This window comes from Streptomyces murinus (genome assembly GCF_002154555.1).
Lineage (GTDB): Bacteria > Actinomycetota > Actinomycetes > Streptomycetales > Streptomycetaceae > Streptomyces > Streptomyces murinus.
Map to the genome: position 1 here is coordinate 1 of NZ_MUNF01000922.1, position 4846 is coordinate 4846.

Sequence of the window (4846 nt, forward strand, 5' to 3'; positions counted from 1 at the left end):
CCCCCCCCCGGGCCGCCGGCGGAGCCATGTCCGGCCGGACGGGACGACCAGGTGAACCGTCGGGTAACGTCCCGCTGCGAACATCGGCCGACAGGGAAGAGCCGACAGGGAAGACGGGAGAGGGACACGTGGCCCGCCGAGCGGAGGAGGAGCCGGTGTCCCGGCCGTCGTACGGGACCGGCAGCGCCTGGGCGCGCGAGCTGCTCGACCAGCTGCGCCCCGCGGGACGCGATCTGAACCGGCTGATCGCCTGGCTCGCCCGCAGCACCGGATCCGCCGTACGCCTCCAGGACGCGCGCGGACACCTCCTCGCCGAGGCCGGGGAGCGGCCCGCGCTGGACCCCGCCGTCGTCGCCGACGTGGCCGCGGGCCGGGTCTCCGCCGCCGCGCTGGAGGACGGCACCCGGCATGTGCGCCTGGTCGGGATACGGCACCCGGGCCCCGACCCGGCCGCCTCCGCCGTACTGGCCGTGGCCCGCCCCGAGCCCTTCGACCGGCACACCACCGACATCCTCGGGCACACCGCGGGCGTGCTCGAACTCCTTTTGCGCGAGCGCGAGTTGGCGAACGCCGGTTACCGGCTGCGACGGGCCACCGCCGATCTGCGCCTCGCCATCCTGCAACTGCTGATGGTGGAGGACATCGTCTCCGCCCGCCGGGTCGCCGCGGGACTGTGGCCCGGACTGCTGGAGAAGGACACCGCCCGGGTGTACGTCATCGAGGGCACCGTCGCCGAGCGCGACCGGCTCGCCGACGAGTGCGGGGCGGCCACCAGCGGCGGCGCCCTCGTGGTGCGCTGCCCGGCGATGGACGAACATGTCATCGTGCTCGGCCCGGCCACCGAGGTGGAGGAACGGCTGCGCTCCCTGGTCGCCGTACGGCCCGGCACCTACCTCGGCGGCAGCCCCCGCCAGCGCCTCGCCCTGACCGCCACCGCCTACGGGCAGGCCGTCACCGCCCTCGCCGTGGCCCGCTTCAGCCCCGAGCGGACCGCCGTCTACGCCGAACGCACCCGCCCCGCCCGCCTGATGGACCCGGCCGCGCTGCACGCCTGGTCGGCCGCGGTGCTGCGCCCACTGGACACGCTGCCGTACCACGTGCGCGCCGAACTGCTCGCCACCACCCGGCTGGGCCTGGAGTTCACCGCGGTCAGCACGGCCAAGGTGCTCGGCGTCAGCCGCAACACGGTGCGTGCCCGTATGGACCGGGTCGCCGGGCTGCTCGGTGCCGACTTCTCCGCCCTGGCCGTACGCGCGGTGGCGCACATCGCGCTCAACACCGAGGCGGCGCACGGCCCGTACGACCCCGAGGGCAACGCCCCCGCCACGCCGACGGGGTTCGCGGACCTGCTCGGCGGGGACGCGCTGCGCGCCTGGGCCGAGGGCCTGCTCGGGCGCCTCGACACCGACGGCCGGGATCTGCGCGGCACCCTGCGCGCCTGGCTGGCCGCCGACGCCAACGCCGGGCCCGCCGCGGCGGCGCGGGGAGTGCACGCCCAGACCGTACGGGAGCATGTGCGGGCCGCCGAACCCGTCCTGGAGCGCCGGCTGCTGGCCGGGGGCACCGATCTGTACGAGGTCGTCCTCGCCCACCTCGTCACCGGTGAACTCCCCGTTCCCGCCCTCGGCCCGGCGAACCGGGACCAAGCGGACGCGGCTGTGCACCGGTGAGTGCTACGCGCGTGGCGGCGGGCACCGGTGCGCTGGTACGGACCGGGCGTCGCACGTAAGTTCACTTCCAGCGGGGCACGACCGGGACGGGGGGCCGGTCGGGGCCCCGCCCTTCTTTTCGGGCCGGACCGGTGGGTTCTCCTGTTCGTCCGATGGACGGAGGACCCCGTTCGAGCGATGCCGTCACCCGACCCGGTGAGCCCGGCGTACCACCGGCGGCCGGGGGACGTTGCCCCGGCAGGAGCCGCTTGCTGGACCGGATGCCGTGGGGGATCGGATGGAGCGAGTCGAAGGGGTCCGGCTGCCGCGGACCCGGGAGCCCATCTACGACCGGCTGGTCGCCGAATGGCGTGCGCAGGGGCGGACGGTGCCCACCGCGCCCGAGGCGGCCTGGACCTCGCTCACCGGTCTCGCCGACCTCGCGAGCCTCGCCCTGCGCCCCACCCGGCCCGAGCCGGAGCGTTCCTGAGGCGTCGTACCGTATCTCGCCCGGTCCGGTCAGGGCTCCCGCTGCCCGCGCGGTGGTGCGGCGAGGACCGTCAGCGTGCCGTTGGCCTGTCGCAGCGCGTCCTCCAGGGTGCCGGGGGAGTGCAGGGTGCCGGTGCCGTCGGGCGGTACCAGCCACTCCAGGGAGCGGGCGGGCCGGTAGGGCGGCGGTACGGCGACCCAGGAGCCCCTGGTGGCATAGCGCAGCCCCGCGCCGACCCAGCCCCCGTCCGGGTCCGGCGGCAGGAAGAAGCCGACCCGGCCGGCCGTGAGGTCCACCAGGGTCGGGCCCGGCACCGGCAGCGCGGGCCGCCACAGCAGGTCGAGGGTGAGCAGCCCCAGCCGCTCGGGGACGCTGAGCAGGTCCCAGAAACGCCCGGCCTCCAGCAGTGCGATCCCCTCCCCGTGGTCCCACTCCCACTTGCACGCGCGCGGGTCGGCCGCCGATGCCGCCAGCCACTCCACGCCCCGCATCCACATCGTGTTCGTCATGCACTGCTCCGCGTTCTCGGGCACTCGGTGCGTCCGCACAGCAACCCGGCATATGCATGCTCGTAGATATTTCTATGCGGCGGAAGGGGTGGCGCGGCCTGGCGTTTCTGTCGACGCGTTCGAAGTCCGCGTGCCGGTTCGTCAGTCGACCCAAGGGGGTGGCGTCACTCTTGCGAGGGCGGCGGGTCGATGGGGTGCGTGATTCGAGCGCTCTCGCGATCGATTCCTGCGCGAAGCCTTGAGAAGAACGTGACTGCGGTCGTAGCCTCACGTCGTTCCGTCGTCCGACTCCAGCGAGGTTTTCCATGGACCGCACCCGTCTGCGCACCCTCCTGGCCCGCGAGAGCGCCGACGCCGAGCGTCGTAACCCGCGCTCGCGCGCCGCGTACGCCGGGGCCGACCATCTCTTCGGCCGGGTGCCGATGACCTGGATGAACAAGACGGCCGGAGCGTTCCCCCGGTATCTGGCCGGGGCGCGCGGCGCCCGGGTCGGCGATGTGGACGGGCACGAGTACATCGACTTCTGCCTCGGCGACACCGGCGCGATGGCGGGCCACTCGCCCGCGGCGGTCACCGAGGCGGTCCAGCGGCGCTTCGCCGAACTCGGCGGGGCCACCGCCCTGCTGCCCACCGAGGACGCCGAGTGGGTCGGCGCCGAGCTGACCCGGCGCTTCGGCCTGGCCCGCTGGAGCTTCTCGCTCACCGCGACCGACGCCAACCGCTGGGCGATCCGGCTCGCCCGCGCCGTCACCGGGCGGCCGAAGATCCTGTTCAACAGCTACTGCTACCACGGCAGCGTGGACGAGTCGCTGATCGTCGCGGGCCCGGACGGCGAGGGCAGCGCACGGCCCGGGAACGTCGGCGCGCCCTGCGAGGTGACCCTCACCAGCAGGGTCGCCGAGTTCAACGACCTCGCCGCACTGGAGCGCGAACTCGCCCACGGCGATGTGGCCGCGGTCCTCATGGAACCCGCCCTCACCAACATCGGCATCGTGCTGCCCGAGCCCGGCTACCTCGCCGGAGTCCGCGAGCTGACCAGGCGCTACGGCACGCTGCTGATCAACGACGAGACGCACACCTTCTCCGCGGGGCCCGGCGGCTGCACCGGCGCCTGGGACCTGGAACCGGACATGCTCACCATCGGCAAGGCCATCGGCGGCGGCATCCCGGCCGGTGCCTACGGCCTCTCCGCCGAGCTGGCCGACCGGCTGCTGGCCCGCGGCGACCTCGACCTCGTCGACATGGGCGGCGTCGGCGGCACCCTCGCCGGCAACGCCCTGTCGGTCGCGGCCACCCGCGCCACCCTCGAACACGTCCTCACCGACGCGGCGTTCGACCGGATGGGCAAGCTGTGCGAACGCTTCGAGGCAGGCGTGCGCGCCGGTATCGAGGCACACACCCTGCCCTGGTCGGTGAGTCGGCTCGGGGCGCGGGCCGAGTACCGCTTCACCGCGCCCGCGCCGCGCACCGGCACCGAGTCCGCGGCGGCCGCCGACGCCGACCTCGAGGACTTCCTGCACCTGTACCTCGCCAACCGGGGCATCCTGCTCACCCCGTTCCACAACATGGCCCTGATGTGCCCCGACACCACCGAGCAGGACGTCGACCGGCACACCGAGGTGTTCGCCGCCGCCCTCGCCGAACTGGCCGGATGAGGGGAGGGGCATGATGACCGCCATGGACGACATCGACCGGGCCATCCTGCGTGAGCTCCAGACCGACGGCCGTATCGCCTACGCCGACCTCGGGCCCAAGGTGGGCCTGTCCGCCTCGGCGGCCCGGCAGCGGCTACAGCGGCTGCTGGACTCCCGGGCCGTGCAAGTGGTCGGCGTCACCGACCCGATGGCGATGGGCGGACAGGCCATGGCGCTGCTCGGGATCGGCGTGGACGGCGACCCGCGGGCCGTCGCCGACGCCCTGGCCGAGCGGCCCGAGGTCGTGTACGCGGTGCTCACCTCCGGCGGCTTCGACCTCTTCGCCGAGGTGGTCGCATCCGGTCCGAAGGACCTGCTGGACTTCGTCAACGACGTGGTCCGCCCGATCGAGGGCGTCCGCGAGCTCCGGTCCTTCCCGTACTTCGGGATCCACACCCACCGGTTCTTGTGGGACGTGGGGTGAGCGGGGTCCCGCGGGACGTGGGGCGCGGGCCGGTCGAGGGTGGTCAGGTGGGCGGGTCGCCCGGGGCCGGGGCCGGGGCC

Annotated in this window: 5 protein-coding genes; 4 read left to right on the top strand and 1 reads right to left on the bottom strand. The window is 74.2% G+C overall.

Going from position 1 to position 4846, the window contains the following annotated elements; genetic code table 11:
• Window positions 1-128: 128 nt before the first annotated feature.
• Together CCN72_RS36595 and CCN72_RS36600 are read left to right on the top strand one after the other, a co-directional pair.
• Window positions 129-1670: a helix-turn-helix domain-containing protein gene (locus CCN72_RS36595; protein ID WP_244174666.1), complete on the top strand. Its 1542-nt coding sequence runs from the start codon at window positions 129-131 to the stop codon at window positions 1668-1670.
• 277 nt (window positions 1671-1947) lie between these two features.
• On the top strand, window positions 1948-2139 hold the full coding sequence (locus tag CCN72_RS36600; RefSeq protein ID WP_086812633.1) for a hypothetical protein: 192 nt from the start codon (window positions 1948-1950) through the stop codon (window positions 2137-2139).
• A gap of 29 nt (window positions 2140-2168) precedes the next feature.
• On the opposite strand, the gene CCN72_RS36605 is transcribed toward CCN72_RS36600, so the two are convergent.
• The gene (locus tag CCN72_RS36605; protein WP_037660711.1) at window positions 2169-2648 is read right to left on the bottom strand and encodes a hypothetical protein; all 480 of its coding nucleotides are present in this window, start codon (window positions 2646-2648) and stop codon (window positions 2169-2171) included.
• A gap of 305 nt (window positions 2649-2953) precedes the next feature.
• On the opposite strand from CCN72_RS36605, the gene CCN72_RS36610 reads away from it, so the two are divergent.
• Window positions 2954-4303 (top strand): transaminase, encoded by a 1350-nt coding sequence (locus tag CCN72_RS36610; protein WP_086812634.1) that lies wholly within the window; start codon window positions 2954-2956, stop codon window positions 4301-4303.
• A 22-nt stretch (window positions 4304-4325) separates the two neighbouring features.
• Window positions 4326-4766, top strand: a complete 441-nt coding sequence (locus tag CCN72_RS36615; protein WP_086812635.1) for an Lrp/AsnC family transcriptional regulator — start codon at window positions 4326-4328, stop codon at window positions 4764-4766.
• Window positions 4767-4846: the final 80 nt, after the last annotated feature.

Coding starts and splice junctions, on each gene's coding strand:
- CCN72_RS36600 (WP_086812633.1), top strand. CDS start 1,948: ATGGAGCGAGTCGAAGGGGTCCGGCTGCCGCGGACCCGGGAGCCCATC.
- CCN72_RS36605 (WP_037660711.1), bottom strand. CDS start 2,648: ATGACGAACACGATGTGGATGCGGGGCGTGGAGTGGCTGGCGGCATCG.
- CCN72_RS36610 (WP_086812634.1), top strand. CDS start 2,954: ATGGACCGCACCCGTCTGCGCACCCTCCTGGCCCGCGAGAGCGCCGAC.
- CCN72_RS36615 (WP_086812635.1), top strand. CDS start 4,326: ATGGACGACATCGACCGGGCCATCCTGCGTGAGCTCCAGACCGACGGC.